The sequence below is a fragment of the Urinicoccus timonensis genome (assembly GCF_900232945.1).
Taxonomy (GTDB): Bacteria; Bacillota; Clostridia; order Tissierellales; family Peptoniphilaceae; genus Urinicoccus; species Urinicoccus timonensis.
Map to the genome: position 1 here is coordinate 37427 of NZ_OCTU01000003.1, position 16269 is coordinate 53695.

Genomic DNA, 16269 nt, shown 5'->3' on the forward strand with positions numbered 1-16269 from the left:
TGTATAATAGGACTAAAGGAGATGGATTGGAATGAAAAATTTAGAAAAAATAGATAGATTAATAGGCAAAACCCCCCTAGTAAAGATTGACTACTCTTATCAAGGACGGAAGGGGGCCCTCTATGCCAAGGTGGAATACTACAATCTTTCAGGGTCTGTAAAGGATCGGATGGCCTGGTATATCTTGAAAAAATCCTATGAACAAGGCCTGATCAAGGAAGGGGACGCAATTGTTGAGGCAACTTCTGGTAATACAGGGATTGCTTTTTGTGCCCTGGGGGCCTATACGGGGAATCCTGTGATTATCTTTATGCCAGACTGGATGAGTCAAGAAAGAAAGAAGTTGGTTTCTTCCTTTGGGGCAAAGATTATTGATGTTTCCAAGGAAGAAGGGGGCTTTTTAGGCTCCATTGACCTGGCTGATAACTATCAAAAAGACCACGACCATGTCTTTTTACCCCATCAATTTTCCAATGACCTCAATACCCAAGGTCAATATGAGTCCTTGGGTAGGGAGCTAGTGGCAGACCTTGAAAGAAATGGCCTGGTATGTGATGGTTTTGTGGCCGGAGTTGGCACCGGTGGTGTCATTACAGGGGTGGCCAAGGCCATCAAGGAAGTCAACAAGGAGGCCAAGGGCTTTCCCTTGGAACCCAAGGAATCGCCTACTCTCTCCACCGGCTACAAGGTGGGGTCCCATAAGATTGCCGGAATTAGTGATGAATTTATCCCGGACCTGGTAAAGGAAAAAGACCTGGATGACATCGTCTCTGTCTATTCTGATGATGCCATTATCATGGCTCAAAAGCTGGCTAGAAAGGGCTTGGGAGTTGGAATTTCATCTGGAGCCAACTTTTTAGGGGCTATTTTGGCTTCAGAAATCCTGGGCCAGGACAAGGTCGTAGCCACAGTCTTTTCTGATGACAATAAAAAATATCTTTCCACGGATTTGATGAAGGAAATTCCCCAGCAAGAGGACTTTCTTTCAAAAGATATAGAAATTTTGGATATCCAGGCCATTTAACTTGGGCCCTTCCAGGAATTCTAGGAAGAGAATAGATAAAAGTGGAAAAGTAGGGTATAGATACTATATAGTAATTTTTTATGAGGTGAAAATATGTATGATTTAATTATAATCGGGGGAGGTCCTGCAGGACTCAGTGCGGGCCTTTATGGTGCCCGAGCTCGGATAAAGACCTTAATTATAGAAAAGGAAATGGCCGGAGGGCAAATGAACAAGACCCTGGATGTGGAAAACTATCCTGGAATCCCCAACGGCCATACAGGAATGCAACTGGCCATGCGGATGGAAGAACAGGCCAAGTCTTTTGGGGCGGAAGTGAAGCATGAAACAGTGGAGTCTGTGGATTTAAGGTCCAATCCCAAAAAGATTAAAACGGACCAAGGGGAATACCAGGCAGCCAGCATCATCATTACCACTGGAGCCAATCCCAGAAAGCTAAATGTTCCCGGAGAGGAAGAATTTGCCAGCCGGGGAGTTAGCTATTGCGCCACTTGTGACGGGGCCTTTTATGAAGGGGCCGATGTCTTTGTCATTGGCGGTGGGGATGCGGCAGTGGAAGAAGCCCACTTCCTAACCAAGTTTGCCAACAAGGTCTACCTGGTCCACCGCAGAGACCAATTAAGGGCTGCCAAGTCCTTGCAAGAAAAGATCCTCAACAATGAAAAGGTTGAAATCCTATGGGACAGTGTTCTCAAGGAAATCAAGGGAGAGGGTACGGCCCAAGAAGTCTTGATTGAAAATGTCAAGACCAAGGAAGTCAAAAGCTTCCGGTCCTCTACAGACTACAAGGGAGTCGGGATCTTTATCTATGTGGGCTACACTCCTTTAACGGACTTTTTAAAGGGCCAATTGGACCTGGTAGATGGCTATATCCCAACAGATGAAAAGATGCAAACGGAAATTCCCGGAGTCTACGCAGCTGGAGATATCCGCTATGAAGGCTTTAAGCAAGTGGTGACAGCAGTAGGGGAAGGAGCCACAGCAGCCATGGTGGCAGAAAAATATTTAGATGACTTGGAGCCTTGATTTTAGGGGGCTTGGGGCTATTGAAAATATTTTTTATTTGTGATAGTATCTAATTAGGAAAGACGAGACTAGCGCGTCTTAGGCATTGCCCGATTATTTACGGTAGTGACTGAACCTTTTATAGGGGAGGTTCCAGGTCATTACCGTATTTTTGGGTTAAAATAAGACTGCACCAGACTCTAAATTCATAGAGCTGGTTTATTAGCTTGTACATATAGGGGGTAGATAATGATGGAAAACAGATTACGCTGTGAAAAATTAAAAAGTAAATTAATGACTGCCAAAGAAGCAGCTGAATTCATTCAAAAGGATATGACCATTGCTACAAGTGGTTTTACACCAGCTGGTTATCCCAAGGCTATTCCCTTGGAATTGGCCCGGAGGGGAGAAGCTGGAGAGAAATTAAATTTAACCGTCATTACAGGAGCTTCTGTTGGACCCGAAATTGACGAAAAAATGACAAACGCTGGAGTGGTTGCCTATCGTTTCCCCTATCAAACAGACCGGACCCTCCGCAAGGCCATTAATGATGGCAAGGTCAAATACCAAGATATGCACCTATCCCATGTGCCCCAACAATTAAAGGCGGGCTTTTTAGGCCATATTGATGTAGCCATTGTGGAAGTGGTGGCCATTACAGAAGAGGGCCACTTGATTCCCTCCACCTCTGTGGGTCAAACCAACATCTGTGTGGAAATGGCAGACAAGGTCTTGGTTGAAATCAACACCAGCCAACCCATGGAATTGGAAGGCATGCATGATATTGCTGAATTACCCCTTCCACCCTACCGTAAGCCCATTAACTTAACCCGGCCAGAAGAGAGAATTGGCAAGCCCTATATCGAGTGTGATCCAGACAAGATTGTAGGGATTGTAGGATGTGATATTCCCGACTCTACGGCTCCCATTGTGGAACCCGACCAAGTCAGTATTGATATCTCCAAAAACATCATTCGCTTTTTAAAGGAAGAAGTTAAGGCAGGAAGGTTACCTAAAAACCTCCTTCCCCTCCAATCTGGAGTGGGCAATGTAGCCAATGCCGTCTTAAAGGGAATTACCGATTCAGACTTTGAGCACTTGACGGTTTATTCTGAAGTTTTACAAGATGGAATTATTGACCTCTTAATTGCCGGCAAGGTGGACTATGCTTCTGGAACTAGCTTTACCTTGAGTCCTGAAATGAATGCAAGACTGGGAGAAGAACTGCCCAAAATCAAGGACAAGGTGGTTTTAAGACCTGTTGAGATATCCAACAATCCTGGCTTAATCCGCCGCTTGGGAGTAATCGCCATCAATACTGCCCTGGAATTTGATATCTATGGCAATGTCAACTCCTCCCATGTTTCTGGGACCAATATGATGAATGGTTTGGGAGGGTCCGGGGACTTTACCCGGGGTGGCTACCTGTCCATCTTTACAACCCAATCCACAGCCAAAAAGGGCCTGATTTCTGCAATAGTTCCCTTTGTCCCCCATGTAGACCATACAGAACATGATGTCATGGTGGTGGTCACGGAACAAGGCTATGCAGACCTACGAGGCCTAGACCCAGTGGAAAGGGCTAGAAAAATTATTGAAAATTGTGCCCATCCGGACTACAAGGCCCAATTGGAAGACTATCTAAACCGAGCCATCAAGGAAAGTCCAGGACAACACACACCTCATATTTTATCGGAAGCTTTTTCCTGGTATGACCGGTTAAAAGAAACCGGCACCATGAAGATAGACCAATAGGAAAAGGTCCAGGCCCTAGGGCCTGGCTAAAAGGAGAATCTGTTAAGAATTAAGGAGAGATTATGGTTCCCATTCGTATACTCGTAGCGAAGCCGGGCATGGATGAACATGACCGAGGTGCACGAATCCTGTCCTATCGTTTTAGGGAGGCAGGAATGGAAGTAATTTATACCGGCCTTAAGCAAAGTCCCCAGCAGATTGTATCGGCCGTCCTCCAAGAGGATGTGGATGCCCTAGGGATTAGTATCCTATCCGGAGACTATAAAAAGCTTTTAAGCGAAACCCTATCCTTATTAAAGGAAAAGGACTTGTTTGAAGACCTACTGGTCTTTGCTGGTGGAATCATCGATGCAGCAGACATTCCAGACCTGAAAAACCAGGGCTTGGCTCAGGCTTTTCCTCCAGGGACAGACCTAAAAGATGTCATTTGTTTTGTAAACCAGCATATAAAAATAGACAAGGAGTAGGCTATGGATCTTGTAGAAAAATTAATAGCAGGCAATGAAAAAGCCTGTGCAAGATGTATATCCCTTGTAGAAAATCAAAGAGAGGGCTATGTAGACCTCTTGAAGTCTATCTACCCCCATGACAAGGGGGCCTACCGGGTGGGCTTTACCGGTCAAGAGGACCTGGCCAAGTCCAAGCTACTGGTAGACTTGATAGAAGGATATTTAGAAGAGGGGAAAAAAGTCGGCCTTTTACTTATGGGCCCCTCCAGCCCCCAAACCGGTGGAGCCTTCTTAGGAGGTCGGGAAAGATTCGCTCAACTTTCAGGCAAGGAGGGAGTTTTTATCCGGTCAGTGGCTTCTCGGGGCCACCAGGGAGGGATTTCCTATGCGGTCCCTGGCATGATGAGGATTTTGGATGCCTATGGATGTGACTTGATTTTGCTGGAAAGTTTTGGAGGCCCTCTGGATACAGACCTTAGTCAGGTGGTGGACTGCCTGGTTAATGTCATTTCTCCAGACCTAAGCCAAGACATGGAATTGCTTAATGCAGGGAGCCTGGAATTGACCCAGATCTTTTTTGTCAACCAAGGAAGGGGGCGGCAGGAGGAAAAGACCAAGCTGGACATTGAAATGATGTTGGACCTCCAAGAGGACCGGGAGGAAAGACCCCTGGTTTTAAGCTTCCAAGACCAAGGAGTTTCGGGTTTGAAGGAAGTCATTGACGACTTTAAAGACTATCTCTTGGATATGGGACACTGGAAACAAGACCGTCTAAAACAAGAAGTCATGGAAGTTGAAAGCAGGATGAGAGGCTTTTTAAAAGATGACCTAGAGGCGGTGATTCGTTTTGAAGAAGAGGCCATTAAAAGAGCTCTAGAGGAAGGAAGTAATCCCTATCTCCTTGCAGAAGAACTTTTGGATCGCTATTTTAAATAGACCTATAGGGCAGAAGTTTTTCTAGCTTCTTAAAAAAAGATATGATATAATTTTTACTTGAGTAAGTCATTCAATCGCATGTGCAAACATGAGGAAAGTCCGTGCTCCATAGAGCGAGGATGCCGGATAACGTCCGGTGGAGGCGACTCCAAGGCTAGTGCAACAGAAAGATACCGCCACATTGTGGTAAGGGTGGAAAGGTAAGGTAAGAGCTTACCAGCAATTTGGAGACAAATTGGCTCTGTAAACCCCATCCGGAGCAAGACCAAAAAGGATCAAAAGGTGGCTGCTCGTCACCGCCAAGAGGTAGGTCGCTGGAGGTATTTGGCAACAAATATCCTAGATAGATGATTGATAAAACAGAACACGGCTTATAGACTTGCTCTTACATACAAGTCCATATTTTGTAAGAAAATCGGAGTTTCTTTGATATTTCTTAGGAAAAACAAAAAAGTTAGAAAAGTCGTTACTTTTTTGTAACTTTTTGTTGTAATTTTGAAACCTTTTTGTTATACTTTTATATGAAAGTTGACCAAAAGGTTTTAAGTTTTTTATAGAGATATTAAAGGAGTTTAATTGTGAAAAAACCTCAGTTGAAAAAGACCCTAGGGCTAGCGGCTCTATGTGCTGTAGCACTAGTAGGCCTAAAGGATACTGGTATCTTACTTAGCGACCACACTACAACTTTGAATAGTGGTAAGACTTTAAGCTTTGCAGCAGAAGAAGAAGTCAATATCATTGGAGAAAAAGAAGGCATCTTTACCGTGAAAAAAGGAGATGCACAAGTTTCCATTCCAAAAAATAAACTGATAAAAACAGAGGTAAGTGAAAAAATTTTCATTACCAAAAAAAATACACCTATTAAATCCAATGGCAAGGTTCTGAGAAACCTCTTCTTAGGAGAACAGGTTACTTTAACCCAAGACCGCAACGACGGTTATGTGGTAAAGACAAAAGACGGCCTAAACGGATTGGTTTCCAAGGATGCTTTAGAAGCAGCCGGAATGAATAGTTACATAACCAAGGGGACTTCCAAGGTAAACAAGACCTTAAAGAACAACAACAAGACCCTAGTGGTGAAGAAGAACCAAGAAATTTCCATTGTTTCTTTTGAAAAAGGAAACTTTGTTCTAATTAATGAAAGTGGGGATGCTTTTTATCTTCCCATGGCAGACGTTCAATTGGATGGAAAAGACATTGCGCCAGCAAGTCCTGCACCAGCCAAGCCAGTAGCCAAAGCAGTTTTACCAGAAGCTAAGGAAGAAGTTGCTCCTGCAGATGGATCAAAATCCTCTAGAGTTCTTGCTTCTCTTACAAACAAGTTAGGTTCAACCTATGTTTATGGAGATACAGGTAACGCCGGATATGATTGTTCTGGTCTAGTTTATGCCATTTACAAAAATGAGCTAAACATCAACGTTCCAAGAACTTCCAGTGCCCAATCCCAATTTGGTAAACAAGTTTCTAAAGACCAACTCCAAAGAGGGGACCTAGTTTTCTTTGCCACTACTGGCACAGGAAATGTCAGCCACGTAGGTGTCTATATTGGAAATGATGAATTCATCCATGCAGCCAGTGGCCAAGGTAAGGTTGTTAAAAACAAATTAACTGAAAAATACTATACACAAAACTTTGTCAATGCAACCAGAGTTTTATAAGTAGATTCTTTTATTCCCGATCTAGTTTACAAGGTCGGGAATTTTTTGTGTTCAAAAAGAGGGTAAATTTGGGAAAAGAAAGTCCTAGATTTTTGGAAACCTGATTGATTTTGTGTAAAATAACCTGCTATACTAGACTTAGGAATTATAATAATTATTAAGGAGGAATATCCATGGTCTTATTTTTAATTGGACTTGCTATTTTGCTGGTTGGAGGCCTTGCTTACGGGAAGTACTGTGAACGGGTTTTTGGACCAGATGACCGGGAAACGCCTGCTGTAAAATTGGCAGACGGCCTGGACTATGTTGGTATGAAAAAATGGAAAAACCAACTTATTGAACTTTTGAACATAGCTGGGACAGGCCCCATCTTAGGCCCCATCCAAGGGATTTTATTTGGTCCCATTGCTTTTTTAACTATCCCCATTGGCTGTGTCTTGGCAGGATCACTGCATGACTACTTTGTCGGGATGATTTCCATGCGTAATGACGGGGCCCAAGTGCCCAAGCTGGTAACTCGCTATTTGGGAAATGGCACCAACAAGGTCTACAATATCATTATTTGGATCCTAATGCTTCTAACAGGGGTTGTCTTTATCTATACGCCAGGAGACTTGATTGTCAATGACGTCTTGGGAATGGATATACAAAGTAATGTTATTTGGATTGTCTATGCCTGTATTTTGGGCTACTACATCCTGGCCACCCTTTTTCCCATTGACGCCATCATTGGTCGGGTTTACCCAATTTTTGGAGGATTTTTAATTCTTTCTGCCCTGGGAGTTTTAGTTGGGGTTTTAATGGATGGAGGAGCTAGCCTTCACCCCATTACAGAAGGAAGCTTGCTTTCAGTCCATCCCACGGGCCAATCCTTTATCCCGGTCTTTTTCATTACGGTAGCTTGTGGGATTATGTCTGGTTTCCACGGGTCCCAAGCAACCTTGATCTCAAGAACAGTCATGGACGAAAGAGAAGGGCGACAAACCTTCTACAACATGATGTTAGCCGAAGGTTTTATTGCTATGGTCTGGGCAGCTGGCGCCATGGTTCTCTTTAACCGGTCTGCAGCAGTGGATACTTCTGCAACCTTGATGGTAGGTCTGATATCCAAGGAATTTATGGGTAAAATTGGGGGCTTGATTGCCATTATCGGGGTTATTGTTCTCCCCATTACCAGTGGAGATACAGCTTTTCGGTCTCTACGCCTCATGATTGCAGAACAGTTCAACATTGACCAAGGGAAAAAGATCAAACGGGTTCTCTTATCCATCCTTATCTTTATTCCTGCTGTGGCCATTCTCTACTATGCCAAGACCAATAGCGAAGGCTTTGCCACTCTTTGGCGGTATTTTGGCTTTGCCAACCAATTGGTTGCAGTTTTTGCCCTCTTGATGGTATCCACCTATCTCAAGGGCAATGGAAAGAACTATTTCATCTCCCTCCTACCAGGGATGTTTTACACCTTTATCGTTTCCAGCTATATCTTCCATGATCCTAAATTGGGCTTGAACTTTGATGGCCGTCTGGGCCTAGAAGGCTATACCGGGTCTTACTTGGTAGGGTTAGTCTTTGCCATTCTTTTTGCCTGGTTTGTGGCTTATTCGAGTAAAAAGAGAAAAGATATTATTTTAGACTAAGAAAAGGGCCCTAAGACTCATTGAATTAGGGATTTTAGAAAAACTGATTTAAAGAGTCTTTAGGTGGCAAGAGAAAAGGCTATGAGTTTAATGCTCATAGCCTTTTTCTTATATACTCTTGAAAGTATTATCTGAGTTCTCATTTTTTGTTTTAAGACCACTTTTTATTGCAAGTAAGACACCTGCAATTATAAATACAAATACTATTAATATAGGAGTATAATTAATATTTATTATCAGCTCTTTTATTCCAAAGCCTAATTCATAGTTGCTCCTATAGGCTCTTAACACAATGCCTATAGAAAACATAAAGATATATGCTAAGAAAATATTTTTAAATAATATTTTTACTTCAGAAAATACCATCTTTTCAACCTGTTTTTTTGTCATTCCAGTAGTTTATAGAAGTTTAAAATCATTTGCTCTCGCTTTAAGGTTGCCTTTAAAACTATTATAGGCATTAGAAAAAGCGATGGTTATAAGAATAATTTGTATGCCAAGATTTAAAAGTTTTTCATTTCTTGTCTGTTCTTTATTCATAGCAGCTCTTATAATTTCTGTAGAAGTACCATGATCTGATTTTGGAAAATAGGTTGAAATCACTTTTTCGGCATCTTCAAATACTTTCTCTTTATTTTTATCGGCTTTGATTTTTACAAAATAATAATATACAGGATTAGCTTCATCAATTCCGTACTCATCTATAAAATTTCTTAGACTACTTTCACTTGTGTAAATAGCTATTTCATTTGACTTATATGCCTCTAATTCATAAGGCATCTCTTCTATAGATTCGTCAATTCTTATTTTCATAGCCTTTGCCTTTTCATTTCGTAAACACCAACGATAGTATATGTCTTTTTATTTTCAATAATCTTAGAACCTAAATCGTACTCCTTATTTTTTATTAAAAATCTCTCTGGTACTAAAAGTTCATTTGAATTTTCCAGTTTTCTGCCATTTTTGATTTCGTAGCCGAGAAGACTTTCAGAATCTCCATGTTCATATATAACTGCATTGAAGTCTGTATTAATAATTTTATTAAAAGAAACTTTTTCTATATGATATGTACCCTCTTTACTGGACAAACCAGTAAGGAGGGTATTTTTGTGAAATATAGCTATGAATTCAAAAAAGAGTGCATACAGTTGTATAGGCAAGGGAAATGGCCTGATACACCTGATGGGACCAAAGAAGAAAACCTTCATGCTTCCATTAGAAAATGGTTTAGATTAGAAGAACTTCATGGCCCAGAAATTTTAANATTCAAAAAAGAGTGCATACAGTTGTATAGGCAAGGGAAATGGCCTGATACACCTGATGGGACCAAAGAAGAAAACCTTCATGCTTCCATTAGAAAATGGTTTAGATTAGAAGAACTTCATGGCCCAGAAATTTTAAACCATGGAAATAATATCCACTGGACACCAGATGAAAAATTAGAAATGGTGTCGAAAGTGCTGGCTGGAAATTCAATAAAGGCAACTGCAATCGAAAATGGAATAAATGAAGGACAACTTTATTCATGGCTTAACAAGTATAAAAAGGATGGATATAATGGTCTTGTGAATAAAAAGAAAGGCCGTAAATCTAAAAATACAACCATGAAAAAGAAAAATATCCATAAACCAAAAGAACTGAATGAATCCGAAAGAGAAGAACTCATAAGACTTAGAGCAGAAAATGAATATATGAAGGCTGAGAATGAAATAATAAAAAAAGAGATCGCCTTGAGAGAAGAACGTTACGCTGCGCAACTCAAGGCGAAAAAGCAGCGATTGTCAAAGAACTCAAAGAAAAAGGATACAGACTAAAGGATCTTTTAAGAGCCATTGATTTGCCGAGGTCAACATACTACTTTGAACTAAATAAAGTGGATAAAATAAAAGTTAAGAATCGTCCGATTGCAGATAAAATAGCCCAAATCTTTCACCTACACAAAGGAAGATATGGAGTGCGAAGAGTCTATATGGAGTTAATAAATCAAGGCTATGTCATAAACCATAAAAAAGTACAAAGGATTATGCACGAACGAAAACTTTTTGGAAAGGGCTCTAAAGAAAAATACCACTCCTATCAGGGGAAAATAGGTAAAGTAGCAGATAATCTAATCAATAGAGACTTCAAAGCAGATAGACCTTTACAAAAATGGACCACGGATGTCTCTGAATTTAAATTTTCTTGGGGTAAATGCTACATCTCTCCAATACTTGATATGTATACCAATGAGATTATCTCCTACGACTTATCCTTAAGTCCTAATTTAAAACAAATATCTACTATGTTAAGAAGAGCATTTAGAAAATTTCCAAAACTAAAGAACTTAATACTACATTCAGATCAAGGTTGGCAATACCAACATAAATATTATGTCAATGAGCTTAAAAAACATGGGATAAAGCAATCCATGTCAAGAAAAGGGAATTGCTATGATAACTCCATTATGGAGACATTCTTTGGAAGGCTAAAAAATGAAATGTATTATGGTTATGAAAAGAGCTATCGCTCTTTTGACGAATTTTCGAGAGCAATAGAGGAGTATATAGATTATTACAATAACGAAAGAATTCAATCAAAAACAAAATGGATGCCACCTACAAAGTATAGGTTAGCATCCACTACAACGAATTAATTAAATATTGTGTCCAGTTTTATGGGTACACATCAATATCTGTATCATTTTTTAATTTATCATAAAAACTTTCGTCAATTTCAGCTATATCTACATGATAATCTTCAATAGTTTTCTTTACATATTCATACTGTTCAATGTTCATTGAGTCGAAAATAAAAATAACAGTTCCTAGTAAAATTACTACTAAAAGTATGGAAATTTTAATGGCTAGTGCGTCTTTTTTATTATTTTTAACATCTCCACTGGCAAGATCATTAATAATTTTCATATTTAAAATATATATTTTTAAAACTAGATAAATATTACGTTTAGATTAAATAAAAACACCTTTAAACACTGTTGCCGGGTGATGTGATAAAATTAAGGAAAGAATAAGTTGAAGGGGAGGTTTTAGATATGAAAAAGATGCAAAAGATTTTATTATTTATATTTGCGTTTTTAATCGTTTTGGGAGCGGGCAGTGACTCTTACGCATTTTCTGCAAAGCTAGAAAAAAAGGTAAAGCTTAACAAAAGTTCATTTCTTTCAGATATGGCAGTACATAAAGGCAAGCTATACTATACAGATGTGAAGATAACCAACCAGGAAAAAGATAGTAACGGTAACCTTTATGGAGGAAACTGCTATGTCAAAGTATATGAAAAGGATTTAAAAACGGGCAAAACTACTTTGATAAACTCCTATGACTCTTATAATTTATCAGCAAAAGACATTTCATTTAAAGTATTAAGTGATGGGAACCTATACATGATCTACCATCTAGGTGGAGGTTTTATGGGAAGTGATTTTGTCTACGGTCTAACTGGACCTAGTAGGGGCAAAAATATTTTGACCTACAACTATGGAAACTTTCAATTCGATAAGGATAATAAATCTATAATTATAACTCCTACAGGGGCATATAGTGGAGATATTGTTAGAGAGATGAATGGAAAAAAATATTCTCAAACTAAGGTGGAATCCTACAGTGGCGTATATTTCCTTGAATCTTTAAAGGGAAAAGGCCAAGCATTTAGCTATGCTGATAAATATTCTGCCCTTAGAGGAGACACTCTCTATCTAAAAAAAGATTTAGACACAAAAGATAATTTTAATGCATATGATTTGATAACTTTTGATCTTGAAACAGAAGCTGAAGCTTGTCTAGCTGAGGGTATCCATTCTATGTTTATGGGAAAAGATGAGATCTACTTCTTAAAGGATATACCTACTACCAAAGATATGGCTGAGCCTCAAAAGATGCTTTATAAATATGATTTAGCTTCAAAGAAAACGACTCTTTTAAGCAAGGGGAATAATCCTTACTATGATATTCTACCAATCGATGGAAATGTATTCTTTGTAGATTCTGGAGGATATTTTACGGATGGTAAAAATCCAAATCTATTTATGGCTAAGGGTGATGGAAGTGGAACGAAGAAATTATACTCAAATGTAAATGAGGTTGTATCTGATGGCGAAAAATTAGCTGTGGTCATCAGCAATAAAAAGGGAACAAATATAGATTTTATAGATGGTCATGGAAAGAAAATTGGTAAAGTCAGTGTCCCACAAACTCACGTCAGTGTGCATTTGTCAGGAGATGAATGTATAGTATGGTCTTGGCAAAACCGCTGTGTAAATTATTATAAATTAAATAAATAATTGATTTATTCTAAAAGATTATATTTTAGCTTATAAATAATAATCTTTAGAGTTTTATTTAGAGTATAGAATATCAAAAAAATGGCGGCATATGTCGCCATTTTTATGGGCTAGGGAAATCTTGCAAAAAATAGGAAAATATGCTATAATAGCCCAGTAAGAACTGTTATTTAACGGTGGTTACCGATTTTATTGGTAGTTTTTATCTGATGCAGGAAGTGTGATTGTGCCCTAGAAGTGCCTGATGTGGGATTTTTTGTGGCCTTAAAATGCTTCTGTTGGCTCAGAGTTTTTACAAGAAAAAATCATCTAAACAAAAAAGCATCAACACCATCCGAAGATTGCGCGATTAGGAAAGCCTAAGACAGCAGTCTTTTTTGCTTTTCTAGTCGTAAGATTAGGAGTGAAATTATGCTCAGTGGGATACTGAGACGCTTAGAAATTACGAAAGATGATTTGTTGAAAATTTCGATTGGATGTGCCATTATGGCTTTTGGAGTCATAAACATCCACGAGCCTTCCCAGATTACAGAGGGCGGAGTCCTGGGCCTGGGCCTCTTTTTAAAGAAGGTCTTTGGCCTTAACCTGGCCTATACCTCTATTATCTTGGATGGTCTATGCTATGCCCTGGGATTTTCCATCTTAGGCAGGCCCTTCTTAAAGAGGTCGGCTGTGGCAACACTGATGTTCTCGATTTTTTATGGGATCTTTAACCAAGTGGGGCCGGTCTTACCGGACCTGTCCCAGCTGCCACTTTTGGCCGCCATTGCCGGTGGAATTTTTATCGGCTGTGGTTGTGGGATTGCCATTACTGCTGGGGGTTGTGCTGGAGGCGATGATGCCTTGGCCATGGTGATTTCTAAAAAAGCCAAGTGGCCCATTGCTCGGGCCTATTTATTGACGGACTTTGTGGTTTTGGCCCTGTCCCTGACCTATATCAGTCCAGGTCGCCTGGTTTTTTCCTTTCTAACCACCCTGGTTTCTTCTTATTTAATAGGCCAATTTGAAATTAAAATGAAGGTACCAGCCTGGCAGGTTAGCCAAGGAGGCCTAGAAAAAAGTGCATAGGATAAAATCCACCCCTAGGGGTGGATTTTTCTCTTTTTGAGATGAAATCTATGTCCGGGGTGGAAATTAGGAAACTTATCAAGGACTTAAAGTATTTAGTTAAAAGCTTTGCCATCATTAGAAATGACCTAGATTAAATTTAGAAGATGGCCAATCGGATATCTAGGCTAAAGGGAAAAGCTGCATAAAGAGGCTAAAAAGGGGGTATAAACAATAAATAAAGAAGGTGGAAGGAGGAAAAATATGAAAAAATTTTTAAGCTACCTTCAAGGATTTAGCCTCGTGAGTCTCAGTCTTATCCTGGTGGGAAGTCCCATCTATGGCCAAGATGACCCCATTAACTTAATTGTCAAGGGCAAGCAGACGCCTACAGATGTGGAGCCCTTTGTAGAAAATTCCAGGACCCTGGTGCCTGTTCGAGCCCTGTCTGAAGCCCTGGGTTTTCAAGTAGACTGGAAGGCGGACAAAAACCAAGTCAACCTGACCAAGGGGGATAAAAAATTGATTTTCACCCTGGGGGATAAAAGGTTGAAGGTCCAAGAAGGAAAGACGACGAAAGAAATCACCATGGATGTACCTGCAAAGGCTGTAAAAAATCGAACCTTTATTCCTGCCCGGACCGTGGCAGAAGCCTATGGGGAAAAGGTGGACTGGAATGGCCCTATGAGAACTGTTTTTATTGGAGAAAAGAGTTTTCCAACTCTAGACAAGGAAAAGCTGGCCAAGATGACCAAGAGAGACTATCCGGAAATTGGCTTAAGCTTGTACTTACCGGAAGGCTTTGATGAGGCCATCTCTACTCGCTTTAATATTGAAAACAATGCCTATGAATTTTTCACCAAGGATCGAAATGAATTGATTGCATCCATTGGAAGAACCCACAATTATAGTTTTTCTACCATTGTCCTGACAGAGGTCCTCAAGTATGACCAGGGATATTTCACAGAAGTCAACTATGCTTCAGACTTGCCCTATGGTCCAGAGTCGGAAAAAGCCTACAAGGAAAAGGAAAAGCTCTTTCAAGAAGCCCTGGCCACCGTCCAATTTGTGGATAATCTAAAGGAAGAGGAAAAATACGTAGCCTATATCAACTCCCTGGACAAGGAAGCGGGGAAAATTAACCTGAATCCCGGGGAATTTATCTCTATTAATAATGTGAAAAGACGGACCGACCTCATGCTAGGGCCTCCAGCCTTGGGTCCCAATGTCTATGATGATAAGGAAGAAGAAGTTTCCTTTGACTTAGCCAAGGACTGCAAGTTTTACCTCCGGGAAGAAAAGGGCATGGTTACAGCTGCCCATGAAGTTTCTTATGAGGCCTTTGAAAAGGAAATGGCTGGCCGGAAGTTAAAACCACCATTTTGGGTTCAATTTGATGGAGAAAAAGTTGTGGAATTAGTAGAAATTTACATCAATCCCAATGCAAAATAAGAGAAGACAAGGAGGGGGGAAACCCCCTCTTTTCTTTTGGAAAAAGCCTGAAAGAGACCTCTCGCTTCTTATAAATAGCGAGGTTTTTTATGGGCACTATAGTGGAGGACGGTTTTCGTTGGCTTTTCCCAAGGTCTTGTGTATAATACTTAGTAAACAAAAAACTTATTTTAGACAAGGGAGGCTTGCATGGAATTAAGAAGTGACCAAATAAAAAAGGACCTACTGGACCAAATTAAAAAACAAATAGAAGATGGGATCTTGGATGGAACCAAAGAATGCTGTATCTTCCGTTTTGGAGAGGATTCAGGAGCCAAGTCCTATGAGAGGGGATTGGTTAAGACGGCCCAAAGTCTGGGTATTAAGCTTCGGACCTACCATTATGACCAGATGACCGACAAGATCTTGGAAGACTTTGCCAGGGAAAACAAAGACCACCGGGTAGGGGGGATTCTTTTGTTGGAACCTATTTTTAAGGAAGTGGAAGACCAGCTCAAGAGGGAACTAGACCCCAAAAAGGACCTGGACGGGGTGACCCTCTACAACCGGGGGGCCCTTTACAGTGGCCTGACTCCCTACCATATTCCAGCCACCCCCAGGGCGGCCCTTATGCTCTGTAAGTCCCACTGCCAGGACTTAACCGGCAAGGAAGTGGTGGTCATTAACCGGACGACTGTGGTGGGAAAACCCCTCCTCCACCTCCTCTTAAAAGAAAATGCCACTGTCACTCTTTGCCATTCCAAGACGAAAAATTTAAAAGACCACCTAAAAAGGGCTGACCTTGTCTTTACGGCCACAGGTAGGGCCCATAGTATCCAGTCAGAAGATGTAGGAGACCATGCCCTGGTTATCGACATTGGCTTGGATATGAAGGATGGCAAACTCGTAGGAGATGTGGACTACCAAGGCTTTAAGGACAGTCAAGTAGTGACTCCAGTGCCAGGAGGTGTTGGGGCCTTAACCAATACCCTTTTATTGGAGTCTTGCCTGAAAAAACATAGGGATTAAAAAAAGAATTGACGACTTT

The 16269-nt window shown here is 40.5% G+C and carries 14 protein-coding genes, 1 other RNA gene and 2 pseudogenes; 14 read left to right on the top strand and 3 right to left on the bottom strand.

The window, feature by feature from the left end; genetic code table 11:
- Positions 1–31 precede the first annotated feature (31 nt).
- The 8 genes from CS898_RS05525 (at position 32) to CS898_RS05560 (ending at position 8464) form a co-directional block, all read left to right on the top strand.
- A complete protein-coding gene (locus tag CS898_RS05525; RefSeq protein ID WP_099208409.1) occupies positions 32–1024 on the top strand; it encodes a PLP-dependent cysteine synthase family protein in 993 nt (330 codons plus the stop codon).
- Positions 1025–1117: 93 nt separating this feature from the next.
- On the top strand, positions 1118–2050 hold the full coding sequence (gene trxB / locus CS898_RS05530) for a thioredoxin-disulfide reductase (RefSeq protein WP_009430052.1): 933 nt from the start codon (positions 1118–1120) through the stop codon (positions 2048–2050).
- A 231-nt stretch (positions 2051–2281) separates the two neighbouring features.
- Positions 2282–3784 carry a succinyl-CoA:acetate CoA-transferase ScpC gene (scpC, locus tag CS898_RS05535; RefSeq protein ID WP_234976032.1) on the top strand — a complete coding sequence of 501 codons (1503 nt, stop codon included), beginning with the start codon at positions 2282–2284 and terminating at the stop codon, positions 3782–3784.
- Positions 3785–3846: 62 nt separating this feature from the next.
- A complete protein-coding gene (locus CS898_RS05540; RefSeq protein ID WP_099208411.1) occupies positions 3847–4251 on the top strand; it encodes a cobalamin B12-binding domain-containing protein in 405 nt (134 codons plus the stop codon).
- A 3-nt stretch (positions 4252–4254) separates the two neighbouring features.
- Entirely contained in the window at positions 4255–5169 is a 915-nt protein-coding gene (locus CS898_RS05545) for a P-loop NTPase family protein (protein ID WP_099208412.1), read from the top strand.
- Between the two features lie 58 nt (positions 5170–5227).
- An RNA gene (gene rnpB / locus CS898_RS05550) (RNase P RNA component class A) lies at positions 5228–5559 on the top strand.
- A 188-nt stretch (positions 5560–5747) separates the two neighbouring features.
- Positions 5748–6827 (top strand): C40 family peptidase, encoded by a 1080-nt coding sequence (locus CS898_RS10030; protein WP_234976033.1) that lies wholly within the window; start codon positions 5748–5750, stop codon positions 6825–6827.
- 173 nt (positions 6828–7000) lie between these two features.
- Positions 7001–8464, top strand: a complete 1464-nt coding sequence (locus tag CS898_RS05560; protein ID WP_009431261.1) for a carbon starvation CstA family protein — start codon at positions 7001–7003, stop codon at positions 8462–8464.
- Positions 8465–8572: 108 nt separating this feature from the next.
- On the opposite strand, the pseudogene CS898_RS09880 reads toward CS898_RS05560, so the two are convergent.
- Both CS898_RS09880 and CS898_RS05575 read right to left on the bottom strand, forming a co-directional pair.
- Positions 8573–9283 (bottom strand): annotated as a pseudogene (locus CS898_RS09880) (FtsX-like permease family protein); the annotation flags it as partial.
- Entirely contained in the window at positions 9274–9552 is a 279-nt protein-coding gene (locus CS898_RS05575; RefSeq protein WP_234976034.1) for a hypothetical protein, read from the bottom strand. The gene CS898_RS05575 and the pseudogene CS898_RS09880, both read right to left, overlap by 10 nt.
- 357 nt (positions 9553–9909) lie before the next feature.
- Here CS898_RS05575 and CS898_RS10225 point away from each other — a divergent pair, with 357 nt between their 5' ends.
- A complete protein-coding gene (locus tag CS898_RS10225; RefSeq protein WP_306345821.1) occupies positions 9910–10278 on the top strand; it encodes a helix-turn-helix domain-containing protein in 369 nt (122 codons plus the stop codon).
- Positions 10242–11096 (top strand): IS3 family transposase, encoded by an 855-nt coding sequence (locus CS898_RS05585; RefSeq protein ID WP_141558234.1) that lies wholly within the window; start codon positions 10242–10244, stop codon positions 11094–11096. The genes CS898_RS10225 and CS898_RS05585 overlap by 37 nt, the downstream gene beginning before the upstream one ends.
- A gap of 31 nt (positions 11097–11127) precedes the next feature.
- On the opposite strand, the pseudogene CS898_RS05590 reads toward CS898_RS05585, so the two are convergent.
- A pseudogene (locus tag CS898_RS05590) lies at positions 11128–11367 on the bottom strand (hypothetical protein); the annotation flags it as partial.
- A 128-nt stretch (positions 11368–11495) separates the two neighbouring features.
- Here CS898_RS05590 and CS898_RS05595 point away from each other — a divergent pair.
- The 4 genes from CS898_RS05595 to CS898_RS05615 all read left to right on the top strand — a co-directional run bounded on the left by CS898_RS05595 (position 11496) and on the right by CS898_RS05615 (position 16250).
- Positions 11496–12743 carry a hypothetical protein gene (locus CS898_RS05595; RefSeq protein ID WP_099208413.1) on the top strand — a complete coding sequence of 416 codons (1248 nt, stop codon included), beginning with the start codon at positions 11496–11498 and terminating at the stop codon, positions 12741–12743.
- Positions 12744–13154: 411 nt separating this feature from the next.
- Positions 13155–13811: a DUF6198 family protein gene (locus CS898_RS05600; RefSeq protein WP_099208414.1), complete on the top strand. Its 657-nt coding sequence runs from the start codon at positions 13155–13157 to the stop codon at positions 13809–13811.
- 243 nt (positions 13812–14054) lie between these two features.
- Positions 14055–15242: a copper amine oxidase N-terminal domain-containing protein gene (locus CS898_RS05605; RefSeq protein ID WP_099208415.1), complete on the top strand. Its 1188-nt coding sequence runs from the start codon at positions 14055–14057 to the stop codon at positions 15240–15242.
- Positions 15243–15431: 189 nt separating this feature from the next.
- The gene (locus CS898_RS05615) at positions 15432–16250 is read left to right on the top strand and encodes a bifunctional 5,10-methylenetetrahydrofolate dehydrogenase/5,10-methenyltetrahydrofolate cyclohydrolase (protein ID WP_099208417.1); all 819 of its coding nucleotides are present in this window, start codon (positions 15432–15434) and stop codon (positions 16248–16250) included.
- The last annotated feature ends 19 nt before the right edge of the window (positions 16251–16269 follow it).

Coding starts and splice junctions, on each gene's coding strand:
- CS898_RS05615 (WP_099208417.1), top strand. CDS start 15,432: ATGGAATTAAGAAGTGACCAAATAAAAAAGGACCTACTGGACCAAATT.
- CS898_RS05595 (WP_099208413.1), top strand. CDS start 11,496: ATGAAAAAGATGCAAAAGATTTTATTATTTATATTTGCGTTTTTAATC.
- CS898_RS10225 (WP_306345821.1), top strand. CDS start 9,910: ATGGTGTCGAAAGTGCTGGCTGGAAATTCAATAAAGGCAACTGCAATC.
- CS898_RS05600 (WP_099208414.1), top strand. CDS start 13,155: ATGCTCAGTGGGATACTGAGACGCTTAGAAATTACGAAAGATGATTTG.
- CS898_RS05540 (WP_099208411.1), top strand. CDS start 3,847: ATGGTTCCCATTCGTATACTCGTAGCGAAGCCGGGCATGGATGAACAT.
- CS898_RS05605 (WP_099208415.1), top strand. CDS start 14,055: ATGAAAAAATTTTTAAGCTACCTTCAAGGATTTAGCCTCGTGAGTCTC.
- CS898_RS05545 (WP_099208412.1), top strand. CDS start 4,255: ATGGATCTTGTAGAAAAATTAATAGCAGGCAATGAAAAAGCCTGTGCA.
- scpC (WP_234976032.1), top strand. CDS start 2,282: ATGGAAAACAGATTACGCTGTGAAAAATTAAAAAGTAAATTAATGACT.
- trxB (WP_009430052.1), top strand. CDS start 1,118: ATGTATGATTTAATTATAATCGGGGGAGGTCCTGCAGGACTCAGTGCG.
- CS898_RS05525 (WP_099208409.1), top strand. CDS start 32: ATGAAAAATTTAGAAAAAATAGATAGATTAATAGGCAAAACCCCCCTA.
- CS898_RS05560 (WP_009431261.1), top strand. CDS start 7,001: ATGGTCTTATTTTTAATTGGACTTGCTATTTTGCTGGTTGGAGGCCTT.